The following is a 15,477-nucleotide window of genomic DNA, read 5'->3' on the forward strand; positions in this document are numbered from 1 at the left end:
CCGCCACAGGACCCTGACCAGCGACAACACCGGCCAAGTCAGCCAGGAGCTCTCAAGTGGCACGAGTCAGGTCGGACGACGGCGCGGTCAGCCTTCCGGGGTGATCGCGCGGATCATCCGCGTGTTGCCCAGCGTGTTGGGTTTGACCCGGGCCAGGTCCAGGAACTCCGCGACGCCCTCGTCGTGGGAACGCAACAGCTCTGCGAAGACCTCGGGCTCGATGGTCTCCTGGTTCTCCATCACGGCGAATCCGTGCCGCGCGAAGAACGCCACCTCGAAGGTCAGGCAGAAAACCCGGCCGACCCCGAGCCGAGCCGCACGGGCCAGCAGTTCCTCGATCATCCGCCCGCCCACGCCATGACCGCGCGCCGCGGGGGACGTGGCCAGGGTGCGCACCTCCGCGAGGTCCTCCCACATCACGTGCAAGGCCCCGCAGCCCACGAGGTTCCCGGCGTCGTCCTCCGCAACCACGAACTCCTGGATACTCTCGAAGTACGTCACCGTGTCCTTGGTGATCAGGATGCGCTCGGCCGCCATGGGCGCCACGAGCTCCTTGATGCCGTGGACGTCCGAGGTCCGGGCGGGGCGGATGCGGATCTCTACCATGCCCACGACTGTACGCGTCCGTTCGAACGCGAGCGGGCGGCGCCGCCGACCGTTGTGGTCGACGACGCCGCCCGCTCGCGGAGGCGCCGCGGTGCCGGGCACCGCGCGGGGTGGCTCAGGCCTGCGCCTGGGCCGCTCCCCCGCCGCTGTCGGGCCCCGAGTGGGGCGAGCGCGGCACGTCTTTGCCGGACTGGCTGTCGGCGTCGTCCGAGAACGCCGGGGTGTTCTCGATCTCCCGGATCTCGTCGTCGGAGAGCTCGGACATGGGCGTGGAGGAGAAGGTGAAGGTGGCGCCGTCGCCCTCACCCTCGACGTCCACCGAGATCTTCTCGCCCGAGGCGATCTCGCCGAACAGGATCCGCTCGGAGAGCTGGTCCTCGATCTCGCGCTGTATGGTCCGGCGCAGCGGCCGGGCACCCATCGCGGGGTCGTAGCCCTTCTTGGCGAGCAACTGCTTGGCGGCGTCGGACAGCGAGATGGACATGTCCTGCTCACGCAACCGCCGCTGCAGGCGCGCGACGAACAGGTCCACGATCTGCACGATCTCACTCTCGCTCAGCTGCGGGAACACGATGATCTCGTCCACGCGGTTGAGGAACTCGGGACGGAAGTGCTCCTTGAGCTCCTCCTGCACCTTGGCCTGCATTCGGTCGTAGGACGTGGCCGCGTCCCCGCTGGCCTGGAAGCCCACGGGAACCGTGCGGGAGATGTCCCGGGTACCGAGGTTCGTGGTCATGATGATCACGGTGTTCTTGAAGTCCACCACACGGCCCTGCGAGTCGGTCAGGCGACCGTCCTCGAGGATCTGCAGCAGCGAGTTGAAGAGGTCCTGGTGGGCCTTCTCGACCTCGTCGAACAGCACCACGGAGAACGGCTTGCGACGGACCTTCTCGGTCAACTGACCGCCCTCCTCGTACCCCACGTAGCCCGGAGGGGCACCGAAGAGCCGGGAGACGGTGTGCTTCTCCTGATACTCGGACATGTCCAGCGTGATCAGGGCGTCCTCGTCACCGAACAGGAACTCCGCGAGCGCCTTGGCCAGCTCGGTCTTACCCACACCAGTGGGCCCGGCGAAGATGAACGAGCCACCCGGGCGGCGCGGGTCCTTCAGACCAGCTCGGGTACGGCGGATGGAGCGGGACAGGGCCTTGATGGCCTCGTTCTGCCCGATGACGCGCTTGTGCAACTCGTCCTCCATGTGCAGCAGCCGCCCGGACTCCTCCTCGGAGAGCTTGTACACGGGCACACCCGTGGAGGCGGACAGGACGTCCGAGATGACCTCCGGGGTCACCTCCGAGATCTGGTCGTCGCCCTCGCGCCACGCGGTGTCCTTCTCATCACGCTCGGCGATGAGCTTCTGCTCGGTGTCGCGCAGGGACGCGGCCTTCTCGTAGTCCTGGCCCTCGATCGCGGCTTCCTTGGCACGCTTGGTGTCCGCGATCTTCTGGTCCAGGGCCTTGATCTCCGGCGGCGCGGTCATGCGCTTGATGCGCAGACGTGCACCGGCCTCGTCGATCAGGTCGATGGCCTTGTCGGGCAGGAACCGGTCCGAGACGTAGCGCGCGGACATGTGCACCGCGGCCTCCAGCGCGTCGTCCGAGATGGACACGCGATGGTGCGCCTCGTACTTGTCGCGCAGGCCCTTGAGGATCTCCACGGCGTGGGCCTCGGAGGGCTCGTCCACCTGGATGGGCTGGAAGCGCCGTTCGAGGGCGGCGTCCTTCTCGATGTGCTTGCGGTACTCGTCCAGCGTGGTGGCACCGATGGTCTGCAGCTCGCCGCGCGCCAGCATGGGCTTGAGGATCGACGCGGCGTCGATCGCGCCTTCCGCGGCACCCGCACCCACGAGCGTGTGGATCTCGTCGATGAACAGGATGATGTCCCCGCGCGTACGGATCTCCTTGAGCACCTTCTTGAGGCGTTCCTCGAAGTCACCGCGGTAGCGGGAACCGGCCACGAGCGATCCCAGGTCCAGCGTGTAGAGCTGCTTGTCCTTAAGCGTCTCGGGGACGTCCCCGCGCACGATCGCCTGGGCCAGGCCCTCCACGACTGCGGTCTTACCGACACCGGGTTCACCGATCAGCACCGGGTTGTTCTTGGTGCGTCGGGAGAGCACCTGCATCACGCGCTCCATCTCGCGGTAGCGCCCGATCACGGGGTCCAGCGTGGACTCGCGCGCGGCGGCGGTGAGGTTGCGACCGAACTGGTCCAGCACGGCCGAACCCGCGGGAGCGCCCTCGGCGCGGCCACCGGTGCCGACACCGGCGGCTTCCTTCTCCCCGCCGGCGTTGCCGGACTGGTAACCGGAGATCAGTTCCAGCACCGTGGCGCGGACCTTGCCGGGATCGGCGCCGAGCTTGACGAGCACCTGGGAGGCCACGCCCTCGCCAGCGCGGATGATCCCGAGCAGGATGTGCTCGGTCCCGATGTAGTTGTGCCCCAACTGCAGGGCCTCGCGCAGCGAGTGCTCGAGCACCTTCTTGGCGCGGGGCGTGAACGGGATGTGACCCGAGGGCGCTTGCTGGCCCGGGCCGATAATGTCCTGGACCTGCTCGCGGGCGGCGCTCAGGGTGATGCCCATGGACTCGAGGGCCTTGGCGGCGACGCCCTCACCCTCGTGGATCAGGCCGAGCAGCAGGTGCTCGGTCCCGATGTAGTTGTGGTTGAGCATCCTGGCCTCTTCCTGGGCCAGCACGACGACCCTGCGGGCGCGGTCGGTGAAGCGTTCGAACATGGATACTCCTTCATTGATCTCTGTCAACGATGCTAGGCATCCCGCGCGGCGTTTCCGGCACTGTTCGCCACTGGCGCACGGTATCCAGCCCTCAGCAAAATTCCCCCCGGGGGGCCTTTCGCAACTCCCCCGTCCCGTGCTCCCCGGTACCGACGACAACGGCCGGAACACGCTTGTTGCGGCGTGTTCCGGCCGTGATGCCGGGGTGTGCTACGAACTCAGTCGTTGTGAGCGGCGTAGTACTTGTCCTGGATGTCCTGGTGGATGCGGCCGCGGTCCGAGACCTGCAGGCCCTGCTTTTTGGCCCACGCGCGGATCTTGGGGGTCTCGGGGTTGCCCGAGCGGTTCGGGCGCGTGGTGGTGTTCTGGCTGCGCCCGCTCTTGGCGGACGCGCGGCGACCGGCCGCGACGTAGGGACGCAGGGCGTCGCGCAGCTTGGTGGCGTTGGCCGAGCTCAGGTCGATCTCGTACTGGCCGCCGTCCAGACCGAAACGCACGGTCTCATTGGCCTCGCCGCCGTCGATATCGTCTTCAAGAATGATTTTCACGGTCTGAGCCATGCTCCAGCTCCTCCAAACGCCCTACGGGCTCGTCGATCAATTATTCGCGCTAGCAAATTCATGCTATGGGGTGAAACACAGGAATTTGTCCCCCGTGTGATTCCGATCTCCATTCCTCATGGAAACTGTTCGGATTCACCCATGGGAACGTCCCCGGAATGAAATGCAGGGACCGCGGATTCACGGTCCTATCATGGCAGATATTCGAATAATTGTCATCACGGTCTATTGGGATCTTCCGGGGATTCACGAATAGGAATGCTGTTGCGTAAGCCCAGACCCCGTTGTTGCCGGGGCTTATCCTCCTGATATCCGAACGGGACTTTGTCCCCCTCGCGTTCGCGTACCGAGCGGTACCACTGCTCGGCGTCGTCGCGGGCCTGTGCCTGCGCACTGCGCTCGGTCCTGTCCCCGCGCAGCAACCAGCGCATCACGAGGTAGAAGACCACACCCACACCGAGTGAGGGTACGAAGACGGCCAGGTAATCCATGACGGTGATCATCCTCTCCAGGACTGGACGGCGGCTGGACGCGGTACTGCGCCGGGCCGGTTCACTCGGGCTTCATGAGTGGGAAGAGGATGGTGTCCCGGATGCCCAGGTTGGTGAACAGCATGATGAGCCGGTCCAGCCCCAGGCCGAGCCCGCCCATGGGCGGCGCGCCGTATTCGAGGGCCCGCAGGAAGTCCTCGTCCAACCGCATGGCCTCGTCGTCCCCCGCCGCGGCGAGCCGGGACTGCTCCGTGAGCCGGTCGCGCTGCACCACCGGGTCCACGAGCTCGGAGAACGCGGTGCCACGCTCCATCCCTCCGATGATCAGGTCCCACGCCTCGATCAACCCCGGCTTCTCGCGGTGGGGCCGGGCGAGCGGTTGTGCGGCCGGCGGGTAGTCGTACACGAACGTGGGTTGGATCAGGGTGGGCTCCACGATTTCCTCGAAGAGTTCCATGACGAGTTTCTGTGCGTCCCATGCAGGATTCACTTGGATATCGCGCTGAGCGGCGATCTTTCGCAGTTCCGTGACATCCGTGTCCGGGGTGACCTCCCGTCCCACGGCCTCGGACAGTCCCGGATACACGGAAACCCATGCCCACTCCCCGAACAAGTCAATGCGGCCGTCCTCGGTGTCCACCCCGTCCACACCGAGCGCGCGGGCACATTCCTGGATGATCTCCTGGATCCGCTGCGCCATCACGAATTGATCGGCATAGGCCTCATACGCCTCGAGCGTGGTGAATTCCGGGCTGTGGGAGGAATCCACACCCTCGTTACGGAAGACCCGGCCGATCTCGAAAACCCTGTCGATACCGCCCACGACCGCGCGCTTGAGATACAGCTCGGTGGCGATACGCAGCGTCATGTCCTGGTCGAACGCGTTGAGGTGCGTACCGAATGGGCGCGCCGCGGCCCCGCCGTGCACGAGCTGGAGCACGGGGGTCTCGATCTCCACGTACCCCTGTTCCTCCATGACACGGCGTACGGTGCGCGTGATCGTGGAGCGCGTGAGGACGACGTCGCGGGCCTCCTGGCGCACGATCAGGTCCAGGTAGCGCTGGCGCACCCGGGTTTCCTCGTTGAGTTCCTTATGCATGGTGGGCAGGGGGCGCAGGGCCTTGGAGGCCATGGTCCACGAGTCCGCCATCACGGACAGCTCCCCGCGCCGCGAGCTGATCACGCGACCGGTGATGGCCACGAAGTCGCCAAGGTCCACGAGGGCTTTCCACTGCGCGAGGGGTTCGTCCCCCACGTTGACCTTGGAGAGCATGGCCTGCAGCCGGGTGCCGTCCCCCTCCTGGAGGGTCGCGAAGCACAACTTGCCGGTGTTGCGCACGTGGACCACACGACCGGCCACGGTCACGACGTGCTCGGTCTCCTCCCCGGGTTCGAGCTGACCGAACTGCTCACGGACCGCGGCAAGGGTCGTGGTGCGATGCACGTCCACGGGATAGGGCGCCATCCCGGCGTCCTGCGCTGCCTGGCGCTTGGCGGCGCGCACGGCCATCTGATCGTTGAGCTCGTGGGCGCTCAGCTCCGGATCGGTGCTGGCGGTGTCTGCGGGAACGGTGGATTCGGGCTGCTCGGTCACAATGGACCAGGATACCGCCCGCGCTCAGATTCGCATGTTGTCGATCAGGCGGGTGGGGCCCACCCACGCCGCCACGAGCGCGAGGGTCCCGGGGCCGGGTTCCACGAGGGAAAGATCTCCCGGGTCCACGGTCACGAAGTAGTCCAGGCGCACCTCCGGCTCGGCGTCGATGGCGCTGCGCGCCCGCTCGAGCGTGAGCTCCCCTGCCGCGAGCGCGCGCAACGTCCGGTGCAGCACGAGCGCGTGGTCGGCCTGCTCGGCGGAGAGGTACTGGTTGCGCGAGGACAGGGCGAGCCCTTGCTCCGAGCGCACGATGGGCACCGCACGGATCTCCACCGGGTAATCGAAATCACGCACCATCCGCTGCATGAGCAGCAGTTGCTGCGCGTCCTTCTCCCCGAAATAGGCCCGCAGTTCGGCGGCGGGGCCCGGTGCCGCGATCGTGAACAGCTTGTTGACCACGGTCAGGGCGCCGTCGAAGTGCCCGGGGCGCGTGGCCCCCTCCAGGATCGACCCTGCCCGCCCGGACGTCACGGACACCACGGGCGTCCCGTCCGGGTACATCTGCTCGACCGACGGCGCGAAGACGAGGTCCACACCCACCTCGGCGAGCCGCGCAACGTCCCCGTCCAGGTCCCGCGGGTAGCTCTCGAAGTCCTCGCCGGGACCGAACTGCAGCGGGTTGACGAACACGGACACCACCGCGAGGTCGTTCTCCGCACGCGTGCGCTGCGCGATCCGTGCGTGCCCGTCGTGCAGGGCACCCATGGTGGGGAACAACCCCACGGTGCGGGCGCCGCGGGTCACGCGCGCCCCGATCTCCTCGCGCAACTGCGCCACGGTAGTGCACACCACGGGTCCCGTCACGGGCGTTCCTCTCCGTCGAGCGCGGCAAGCACCGCGCGATAGGTCGTCTCGTCGATCCGGCCCGACGACGCCGCGCGGGCCGCGGTCTGCCGCGCCAGTGCGCGGTACCCCGCCAACAACTGCTCCCCGGCGTCCGTCTGGCGCGCTCCCCGCACGGAGGCGTCGGGTGCCGTGACGCGCTCGGGCGAGCGGGCGGCGTCGGCGGCGGAGACCCCATCTTGGGACAGCTCCCGTAGGGCGGCGACGTGGGCGGCCACCGTGGCGACGTCCCCGCGGGCCACGGGACCGGTCAAGGCGTCCTCCCCGGAGGCCAGTGCGTTGTCCACCGTGGCGCGCGCGAGGGGGCCCAGGACGCGTTCCGGGTGGGTGACCCCGATCTGCCCGAGCACTTGCATGGACTCCCCGAGCAGGGTCATCACGTGGTTGGAACCGTGGGCGAGCGCCGCGTGGTACAGGGGGCGATCCGCTTCCGCGATCACCACGGGCTCGGCGCCCATCTCCACCACGAGAGCTTGCGCGATGGGCAGGACGGGTGCCGCGGCGGTGACGCCGAAGCTGCAGTCCGCGAGCCGGTGCAGGTCCAGGCTGAGCCCCGTGAAGGTCATGGCGGGGTGCACGGCCAGGCCAATCCCCCCGGCGCGGCGCACGGGTTCGAGCACATCCGTGCCGTAGCGCCCCGCGGTGTGCACCACGAGCTGACCGGGTTGCCACGCGCCCGTGGCACCGAGCCCGCTCACCAGGCCTGGTAGTTGGTCGTCCGGGACCGCGAGCAGTACGAGTTCACTGCGTTCCACGATCGTGGGGACGTCCAACACAGGCACGTCCGGCAACAGGGCGCCCGCGCGCTCCCGGCTCTGTTCGGAGGACGCGTGCACACCCACGACGGCGTGTCCCGCAGCCCGCAGCGCGGCGCCCAGCACCGCGCCCACCTTGCCGGCACTGATCACGCCCACGCCCAACCGGCCCGGGCGGTCACTGGGTTGTCTCACGGAAATTCTCCTCGACGGGGACGACGGCACGCACAGAGTAGCGCACGCGCGTCAGCTCCCCCGCGGGTCGGGCGTGCCTGCCAGCGCAGTGGCGTGCTGTTCGCGGCCCCGACCGTTGACGCGGTCGCGCGCCGCGCGGGCAAGGTCCGTGTGGCGTGCCTGCAGCTCGCGGACCTGTGCGGTGTCCAGGTGGTGCACGGACGTGGTCACCGACCCGGGGGTCACGTGCACCGCGAAACCACTCAGCCGCAACCGCCGGTCCACGGGGCCCTGGGTCACGGCCACGGACTGCGTCTTGTGGTGCGGGATCACGCTCGCGTGCCGTGCGAGTCTGCCCCACCGCAGCACGAGCGCGGACGTGTTCAAGGCGAAGCCCGTGCGACGCCACGTGAGCGGATCCAACCAGCGGGCCCTCCGGGGGCTCGTGGTGAAGTCCTCCGAGCCGCCGATCCCCGTGAGTCCCTGGTCCACGAGCTCGGTGGGCGCGTGTTCGAGCGGCAGCACGAGGTCGAGGATCTCGTGCACGTTCTCGAGTGTGCCCACGGGCAACACCGTGGAACCGAGCCCCTCGGTGCCCTCGGAGCCGCCTTTACCCGCGGTAATCACACGGACGTGGTGGCCGTCGAAACCGCGCCACATCAGGGGTTTACCGACCTCCAGGGCCTGCACCCTCCCCGTGGGAATCGTGGAGGAGCGCTCGTTGAACAACCCGGATCGGGTGCGCACCCCGGAGGGGACCACGCTGAGCGTGAACCCCCAGCTCTTCTCGAGCCGCGAGTACACCGTGGAGACCACGCCGAGCAGCAGGGGGACGAAACTGGGGATCATGACCCGCATCACCTGGGCGTTCCAGAACGCGGCGATCACCGCCGCCACCGCCATGAGCAGCAGGATCACGGCGGGCGGGGAACATACGAGGCTCAGCAGCACCCGGCTCGTGGGCACCGTGAACACGCGCCGCAGCTCGTCCTGTTCGCCCAACAGGCCGTACTTCTGGGCGGCCCGCACGTCCACGGTGTCGCGCCGGCCGCGCTCGCCCGTACCGGCCGCGGGGTCCCCCGGGTACGCGGGGTAGCGGTCGGTCGCGCCGGAGTCCACGGCAGGGACGACGGCGCTCGCCGCCGAACGGTCCCACGGCGCCACGCGCCCGGGGCGGGTGACCTGCGGATCCCGGTACCGGTCGGCAGCCGCCTCCCCCGTTGCTTGGCCGTCATGAGCGGCCGACGCCTCGTGGGCGTCCGGGGCGGTGTGCGGGATCGGCGCGTCCGACGCGTGGTGCGCGGCCACGAGCAGTTGTTGCCGCAGCTGGCGGGCGTGGTCGCGGCGAAGGTAGGACAGCTCGAGGACGCTGGACCCGCCGTCTGCGACGTCGAACTTCAAGGACGCGAGACCCAGGATCCGGGGGATGAACTTGCGCTCGATGTCGATGCCCTGGACCCGGTCCAGGCGGGCCTGGCGGTGCGTGCGGAACAGCCACCCCGTGCGCAGGCGCACGTGTTCGTCCGTGATCTGGTAGCGGATGAACCACCACGAGAGTAGACCCAGACCGATGAGCAGGCCGAGCACACCGCACAGGATCGCGATCGCAAGACCCGCGCCCGCGAGCTGCACCGCCCCGCCCACGTCCATCTCGATGGGGTCCCCGTTGAGCACCGCCGTGACGAGGTCGTCCAGGAACACGTTGCCGAAGCCCCACGCGAGGGCCACCACGAGTAGCCAGCTGCGCACGAAGGGCGTGAGCGGGTGCACCCGGTGCCACGCGCCGTCGGCGTCCGCCCCGGGGCGTGGACCCGTGCCAGTGCGCTGGGCGGGCCCGGGAAGCGGACCGGAGCCCGGGTCCGCCGGCGACCCCGGCTGCGCGTAGCGGTGGGACGGGTCCGGGCTCATCACAACCCCACCATGTGCTCTTCCCCGCGCTCCGTGAGCTGCTCGCGCAACCGGCCTGCCTCCGCGCGGGGTAACCCGGGCAGCACGGCGTCCGTGGCCGCGGACGCGGTGTGGAGCGTGAGCGTGGCCAGCCCGAACGCGTTGAGCACCGGCCCGGTCTTGATGTCCACGTACTGCATCCGCCCGTACGGCACCACGGTCACGCTGCGGAAGAACAGGCCCTTGCGCAGCCACAGTTCGGTGGGTGCCTCCGCGTAGCCGATGGCCCGGACCCGGCGCGGAATCAGGGACAGGTTCACGAGACCCAGCCCGAGCACGATCCCGGACAGCACCCACATCCACCACTGCGGGCGGTCGCCCCAGGTCCCGAGCAGACCCAGGATCAAGGGGATCGAGAAGATCGCGGTCCACACGACGGTGGAGATGGCGGAGCTGATCAGGCGTACGGAAACGTACTGGGGCGCCACCCGGTGCCAGGTCAGTCCCGGAGGTGACAGTTCATCGGTGGCGGGCATATCCTCCCTCTCCTGGGGCGTACGGATCCCGCCGTCCACCGTAGGGGGTTTCCTCCTCCGCGTCCGGGTCATCGGGTGGGAGCCGACACGATTTCTCCACGATCCAGCCCACGACCGCCAGCACGATCCCCGCCACACCTTGGGCGATGCACAGCCACAGCGGTTCCTGCGTGGAACGCACCCCGAGCAGGGTGAGCTGGTCCACGCCGATCCCGGCGTGCCACCCGGCGGTCAGCGCTCCGTAGTACGCGATCGCCTGCGCCGCCGCTGCCGTACCCACGGCCCACACGGGATCGTACGGTTTGCGCCGAGCCGGGTCGCGACGTCGCCCGGCACCGCGTTCGGGGTCCCGGTAGGCGCGCAACCGCAGCCCCAGGTACCCCACCACGAGCGCGGCCGCGAGTTCGGCGAGCAAACTGAGCCACGGCAGGATGAGCAGGCTCTGGTGTTGCCCGCTCACCACGTGATTGAGGCTCCACCCCACGGCCGCCGCGACCGCGGCGGCCGCCACGAGGGACAACACGTTCAGGTATCGCACGGGGACCCCACCTCCGGTCGCACGCGGTGCTCGGTCACGGTCAGATCCGCGAAGTCCGAGGCCTCACGGGCCAGCTTACGGACGGGACGGCCGTCGAGGTGGGCCCGCGGATCCATGAGGGCCCACGGTTCGAGCACGAACGCGCGTTCATGGGCCCGCGGGTGCGGCAACTGCAAACGCGGATCGTCGCTGTGGACGTCCTCGAACCACACCACGTCCAAGTCCAGGGTGCGCGGCCCCCAGCGCACGTCACGCGTGCGACCGTGCTCGGCCTCGATGCTCTGGCACACCGCGAGCACCTCGAACGGCGTGAGCCGGGTACGCAGTTCCACGACCGCGTTGAGGTAGTCCGGGGAGTCCTGCGGTCCACCCACCGCGCGGGTCTCCACGACCGGTGAGCTCGCCGTGACACTGATCCCGGGTGTCGCGTCCAGCGTCCGCACGGCCTGCCGCAGCACCGTCAACCGCTCCCCTAGGTTCGCCCCCAGGGCCACAACACACCGGGCCGTCATCCGTCCGCGCTCGCCTCGTAGTGTCCTCGGCGGCGGTGGATGCTCACGGCCACGTCCGAGAACGTCACGTCGATCGGCGCCTTGGGTTTGTGGACCGTGACCTCGAGCTCAGCCACCGCGGGGAAATTCTCCACGAGCGCCCGCGCGATCTCCTCCGCGAGTGCCTCGATCAACTGGAACCGGGTCCCGATGATGATCTCCCGCACCATTTCCGCGACCTCCCCGTAGTGCACGGTGCGGGTGAGGTCGTCGCTGGTCCCGGCCGGTCGCAGGTCCATGTAGAGCACGAGGTCCACGAAGAACGGCTGACCGCTGCGGCGTTCCTTCTCGAACACGCCGTGGTAGCCCACCGCGCCCAGGCCGGTGAGGGTGATCCGATCGCGATGGTTCTTGTCAGGGGCGGGTGTGTTCATGGCGGGCTCAGTTTCCCATATCCCGGGGGTGCAGTACGGGCGGGGCGACGCCGCGCCACGCGTGAGCCGCGGCCACCGCGTCCACCGTGGTCGGGACGTCGTGAACGCGCACGGCCCAGGCTCCCCCGAACGCGGACAGTGCGCTGATGGCTGCCGTGGCCGTGTCCCGCTCATCCACGGGACGCGGTCCGTCCTGCGTGGCCAGCAGGGCGCCCACGAAGCGTTTACGGGACGCGGCGATCAGGACCTTGCCGAGACCGGTCAGCCGGGGCAGGGCGCGCAGCAGTTCCCAGTTCTGCTCCCCCACCTTGGCGAAGCCGAGCCCCGGGTCCACCATCAGGTGCTCCGGGCGGATCCCCGCGGCGAGGCAGCGCTCCCGCAGCTGCTCGAGCTCGGCGAGCACCTCGGTCACGGTGTCGTCGTAGTCCGCGAGGGACGTCATGGTCTGGGGGGTCCCGCGCGAATGCATGAGCACGTACGGCACGCCCCGGTCCCCGGCCAGCTCGATCATGCGGGGGTCCAGGTTCGTCCCGGAGACGTCGTTGATGATGTGCGCCCCGGCGTCCAGGGCGGCCTCGGCCGTGTCCGAGTGCAGGGTGTCCACGCTCACGACGACGCCGCGGTCGCTCAGTTCGCGGATCACGGCCAGCACGCGCCGCTGTTCCTCCCGCGGATCCACCCGTTCGGAGTCGGGCCGGGTGGACTCCCCGCCCACGTCCACGATGTCCGCGCCCTGTTCGGCGAGCAGCAGCCCGTGCGCCACCGCCGCGGCCTCGGTGTCGTGGCGACCGCCGTCACTGAACGAATCTGGGGTCACGTTGAGGATGCCCATCACGAGTGTGCGTCCGGTGGGCAGCGCGTCGAACGAACCCCAGCCAAGCGCGTGCCGAGCGGGCCCGGCATGGTAGGCCCGAACACCGTCGGGCGAGCTCGCGGCGTCGTGCGGCGCGCTCATTGCGCGCGCCCCGCCTGGATCAGGTTCATGGCCTCGGCGCGGGTTGCCGGGTTACGCAGTTGACCGCGCACGGCCGACGTCACGGTCTTGGCACCGGGTTTGCGAACCCCCCGCATGGACATGCACAGGTGCTCGCACTCGATCACCACGATCGCCCCGGCCGGGTGCAGGTGCTCGCTCAGGGCCTCAACAACCTGCGTGGTGAGCCGCTCCTGGACCTGGGGACGCTTGGCGTAGAGGTCCACGAGCCGCGCGAGCTTGGACAGGCCCGTGACCTTGCCTTCCGGACCCGGGATGTACCCCACGTGAGCGAGCCCGTGGAACGGCACCAGGTGGTGCTCGCACGTGGAGTAGAACGGGATGTCCCGCACGAGCACCATCTCGGAGTGGCCGATGTCGAAGGACGTGGCCAGCAGGTCCGCGGGGTCCTGGTGCAGACCCGCGAAGACCTCGGCGTACGCGCGTGCCACCCGGGCCGGGGTGTCCCGCAGACCATCGCGGTCCGGGTCCTCCCCCACGGCCAACAGGATCTCGCGCACCGCGGCCGCGATCCGAGGTTGGTCGATCGTCGGATCGAGCTGGGGGGCCTCGGCGTAGTCCGCGTAGGACCCCGACACCGGCTCGCGCGGATCGTCCTCGTGGGTGCCGTGCATCAGGGGTTCTCCCGCCGCACACCGCCCGGTTCCTGTCCGGACGGCCCGTCCGGGCCCGCGCCGGAGGCGTCGGCCCCCGGCTGTGGGTCCTGGTGCTCGGGCACCTCGAGCGGGTGTTCCGGCTTGGCGGCCACGGCCTGGTCCTGCGGTGCCATGGTGCTGGGGTCCTGGAGGTTCTTGCGGCGGGCCTCCTCCCGTTCGGCGGACGTGACCACCGGCGGGATGTCGGATACCTCGCGCTCCTCCCCGGAAAGCCACACCGGGCGCAGGTCCCGCTTGGTGACGTCCCGGAAGATCTCCTGGATCTGGGCCTCGTTGAGGGTTTCCTTTTCGAGCAGCTCCAGGGCCAGGCGGTCCAGGACGGGACGGTTCTCGAGCAGGATCTGGTGTGCCTCGGTATGGGCCTGGTCGAGCAATGCCCGCACCTCGTCGTCCACGACGGCCAGCGTGTGGTCCGAGTACTCCTTGGAGCCCGAGCCCATCTCGCGGCCCACGAACGGGTCCGAGTTGTCCCCGCCGATCTTGACCGAGCCGATCCGCGAGCTCATCCCGTACTGGGTGACCATCTTGCGCGCGGTGTCCGTGGCCTTCTGGATGTCGTTGGACGCACCCGTGGAGGGGTCGTGGAACACGATCTCCTCCGCCGCGCGACCGCCCATGGCGTAGGCCATCTGGTCCAACAGCTCGTTGCGGGTCGTGGAGTACTTGTCGTCCGAGGGCATCACCATGGTGTAGCCCAGCGCGCGGCCGCGCGGCAAGATCGTGATCTTGGTGACGGGGTCCGTGTTACGCAGTGCGGCGGCGACGAGCGCGTGGCCGCCCTCGTGGTACGCGGTGACCTTGCGCTCGAGTTCCTTCATCACGCGGGAACGCTTCTGCGGGCCGGCGATCACGCGGTCGATCGCCTCGTCCACCGCGCGGTCGTCGATCAGCTGCGCGTGGGAGCGGGCGGTCAACAGCGCGGCCTCGTTCATCACGTTCGCGAGTTCCGCACCCGTGAACCCTGGCGTGCGCTTGGCCACGGAGGCCAGGTCCACGTTGTTCGCGAGCGGCTTGTTCTGGGAGTGCACGCGCAGGATCTGCTCGCGGCCCTTCATGTCGGGGGCATCCACGCCGATCTGGCGGTCGAAACGGCCCGGGCGCAACAGCGCGGGGTCCAGGACGTCCGGACGGTTGGTCGCGGCGATCAGGATCACGTTCGTGTTGGCGTCGAAGCCGTCCATCTCCACGAGCAACTGGTTCAGGGTCTGCTCGCGTTCGTCGTTGCCGCCGCCCATACCGGCACCGCGCTGGCGGCCCACGGCGTCGATCTCGTCCACGAACACGATGGCCGGGGCGTTCTCCTTGGCCTGCTGGAACAGGTCGCGCACGCGGGACGCACCCACGCCCACGAACATCTCCACGAAGTCGGAACCGGAGATCGAGTAGAACGGAACACCGGCCTCACCCGCCACGGCCTTGGCCAACAGGGTCTTGCCGGTACCCGGAGGGCCGTAGAGCAGCACACCCTTGGGAACCTTGGCACCCACGGCGGTGAAGCGGTCGTGCTCCACCAGGAACTGCTTGATCTCGTCGAGCTCCTGGACGGCCTCGTCCGCGCCGGCCACATTCGCGAACGTGACCTCGGAGTTCTCCTTGTTGAACATCTTGGCCTTGGACCGGCCGAACTTCATGGCCTGCCCGCCGGTCTGCATGCGGGCGAAGATGAACCAGAAGATACCCAGGATGATCAGGAACGGGAGCAGGAAGCGTACGAGCGACAGGAACCAGTTGTTCTCCACGGGTTGGTCCGTGAAGCCGCTCAACTGGGCGTCGTTCATGGTCCGCACGACGTCTTCCGCGCGGGGCTGGACGTAGAAGAACTCCACGTCCTTACCGAGGTTCTGGCCGTCCCGGTTCAGATCGTCCCTGAGGCTGAGCTCCACCTTCTGCTCGCCGTCGTAGATCTTGGCTTCGTCGACCTTGTGGTCCCTGAGCAGTTCCAGACCCACGTTGGTGTCCACGCGGGACGAGGTGGGGCTGAACACGCTGGCGCCCACGGGAACCAGGACCACAATGGCCAGCAGGATCCAGAAGAGTGGACCCTTGAAGAAACTCGTGGGTTTTTTTGCCGTGGCCAAGCCGTTGATCCTCCCATGGACGTGACACGTTTCGTCACGGCCC

General features: G+C 68.8%; 15 protein-coding genes. All 15 read right to left on the minus strand.

What is annotated here, in order from left to right; translation table 11 throughout:
- Nucleotides 1-87: 87 nt before the first annotated feature.
- The gene (locus RF637_RS10525) at nucleotides 88-606 is read right to left on the minus strand and encodes an amino-acid N-acetyltransferase (RefSeq protein WP_179861259.1); all 519 of its coding nucleotides are present in this window, start codon (nucleotides 604-606) and stop codon (nucleotides 88-90) included.
- Nucleotides 607-721: 115 nt separating this feature from the next.
- A complete protein-coding gene (locus tag RF637_RS10530) occupies nucleotides 722-3,340 on the minus strand; it encodes an ATP-dependent Clp protease ATP-binding subunit (protein WP_368844804.1) in 2,619 nt (872 codons plus the stop codon).
- Between the two features lie 218 nt (nucleotides 3,341-3,558).
- Entirely contained in the window at nucleotides 3,559-3,900 is a 342-nt protein-coding gene (locus RF637_RS10535; RefSeq protein ID WP_035959173.1) for an Lsr2 family protein, read from the minus strand.
- Nucleotides 3,901-4,118: 218 nt separating this feature from the next.
- Nucleotides 4,119-4,391, minus strand: a complete 273-nt coding sequence (locus tag RF637_RS10540; RefSeq protein ID WP_240918959.1) for a hypothetical protein — start codon at nucleotides 4,389-4,391, stop codon at nucleotides 4,119-4,121.
- A gap of 61 nt (nucleotides 4,392-4,452) precedes the next feature.
- The gene (gene lysS, locus RF637_RS10545; protein WP_367402479.1) at nucleotides 4,453-5,985 is read right to left on the minus strand and encodes a lysine--tRNA ligase; all 1,533 of its coding nucleotides are present in this window, start codon (nucleotides 5,983-5,985) and stop codon (nucleotides 4,453-4,455) included.
- A gap of 24 nt (nucleotides 5,986-6,009) precedes the next feature.
- A complete protein-coding gene (gene panC, locus RF637_RS10550; protein WP_085108112.1) occupies nucleotides 6,010-6,852 on the minus strand; it encodes a pantoate--beta-alanine ligase in 843 nt (280 codons plus the stop codon).
- Complete coding sequence (locus tag RF637_RS10555) at nucleotides 6,849-7,841, minus strand: Rossmann-like and DUF2520 domain-containing protein (RefSeq protein ID WP_064846316.1); 993 nt, start codon at nucleotides 7,839-7,841, stop codon at nucleotides 6,849-6,851. The genes panC and RF637_RS10555 overlap by 4 nt, the downstream gene beginning before the upstream one ends.
- Before the next feature lie 51 nt (nucleotides 7,842-7,892).
- On the minus strand, nucleotides 7,893-9,728 hold the full coding sequence (locus RF637_RS10560; protein WP_368844805.1) for a PH domain-containing protein: 1,836 nt from the start codon (nucleotides 9,726-9,728) through the stop codon (nucleotides 7,893-7,895).
- Nucleotides 9,728-10,243 (minus strand): PH domain-containing protein, encoded by a 516-nt coding sequence (locus RF637_RS10565; RefSeq protein ID WP_167318825.1) that lies wholly within the window; start codon nucleotides 10,241-10,243, stop codon nucleotides 9,728-9,730. The genes RF637_RS10560 and RF637_RS10565 overlap by 1 nt, the downstream gene beginning before the upstream one ends.
- Nucleotides 10,227-10,781 (minus strand): DUF3180 domain-containing protein, encoded by a 555-nt coding sequence (locus RF637_RS10570; protein WP_131333415.1) that lies wholly within the window; start codon nucleotides 10,779-10,781, stop codon nucleotides 10,227-10,229. Before RF637_RS10570 ends, RF637_RS10565 begins: the two co-directional genes overlap by 17 nt.
- On the minus strand, nucleotides 10,769-11,293 hold the full coding sequence (folK, locus tag RF637_RS10575) for a 2-amino-4-hydroxy-6-hydroxymethyldihydropteridine diphosphokinase (protein ID WP_085108098.1): 525 nt from the start codon (nucleotides 11,291-11,293) through the stop codon (nucleotides 10,769-10,771). Before folK ends, RF637_RS10570 begins: the two co-directional genes overlap by 13 nt.
- Nucleotides 11,290-11,706 (minus strand): dihydroneopterin aldolase, encoded by a 417-nt coding sequence (gene folB, locus RF637_RS10580; RefSeq protein WP_131333416.1) that lies wholly within the window; start codon nucleotides 11,704-11,706, stop codon nucleotides 11,290-11,292. The genes folK and folB overlap by 4 nt, the downstream gene beginning before the upstream one ends.
- A gap of 7 nt (nucleotides 11,707-11,713) precedes the next feature.
- The gene (gene folP / locus RF637_RS10585) at nucleotides 11,714-12,661 is read right to left on the minus strand and encodes a dihydropteroate synthase (protein ID WP_368844806.1); all 948 of its coding nucleotides are present in this window, start codon (nucleotides 12,659-12,661) and stop codon (nucleotides 11,714-11,716) included.
- Nucleotides 12,658-13,314, minus strand: coding sequence for a GTP cyclohydrolase I FolE (folE, locus tag RF637_RS10590; protein WP_368844807.1), 657 nt, complete (start codon nucleotides 13,312-13,314; stop codon nucleotides 12,658-12,660). The genes folP and folE overlap by 4 nt, the downstream gene beginning before the upstream one ends.
- Entirely contained in the window at nucleotides 13,314-15,434 is a 2,121-nt protein-coding gene (gene ftsH / locus RF637_RS10595; protein ID WP_064847374.1) for an ATP-dependent zinc metalloprotease FtsH, read from the minus strand. Before ftsH ends, folE begins: the two co-directional genes overlap by 1 nt.
- Nucleotides 15,435-15,477: the final 43 nt, after the last annotated feature.

Source organism: Kocuria sp. CPCC 204721 (assembly GCF_040980945.1).
GTDB classification, from domain to species: Bacteria; Actinomycetota; Actinomycetes; order Actinomycetales; family Micrococcaceae; genus Kocuria; species Kocuria marina.